Source organism: Methylobacterium sp. J-030 (assembly GCF_022829545.1).
Taxonomy (GTDB): domain Bacteria; phylum Pseudomonadota; class Alphaproteobacteria; order Rhizobiales; family Beijerinckiaceae; genus Methylobacterium.
In genome coordinates, this window is record NZ_JAKSYM010000367.1 from 1 (window position 1) to 409 (window position 409).

The 409-nt window shown below is 71.4% G+C and carries 1 protein-coding gene; it reads left to right on the forward strand.

Annotation, left to right across the window (positions count from 1 at the left end):
• The coding region (locus MKK75_RS28775; protein ID WP_244045905.1) for a hypothetical protein at positions 1 to 217 on the forward strand (217 nt) is incomplete at its 5' end.
• Positions 218 to 409 lie beyond the last annotated feature (192 nt).

Consider the following 409-nt stretch of genomic DNA (forward strand, 5'->3'; position numbering starts at 1 on the left):
GTTCGGGGACGTGGTGCCGGCGGCTCTGCTGTCCTTCGGCACGGGCCCGGCGTTCCTGAGCGCGGGCGTTCCGATCGACCGGGACGCGCTGGTGGCGCAGGTCGGGCTCGACCTGGCGGCGGCGCCGAACGCGACGCTCGGCTTGGCCTATACCGGCCAGACCGGCGCCCGGGGGCAGGATCGGGACGCGAAGGGCAACTTGACCCGCGTGTTCTGAGAGCCAGCCGACGGGGGCGCGGGCGGCGCCAGTCCTGGTTTGGAAAGGTCGAGGCCTTTTCCAGGTTCAGGGCGGAGCCCTGGTCACGGTCTCAGGGCTCTGCCCTGAGACGCCGCCAAAGGCCTGAAGGCCTTTGGAAACCCGGGATCCCGGGGCTGCAGCCCCGCGAATTCCGGCCCGATCCCCTTGAGT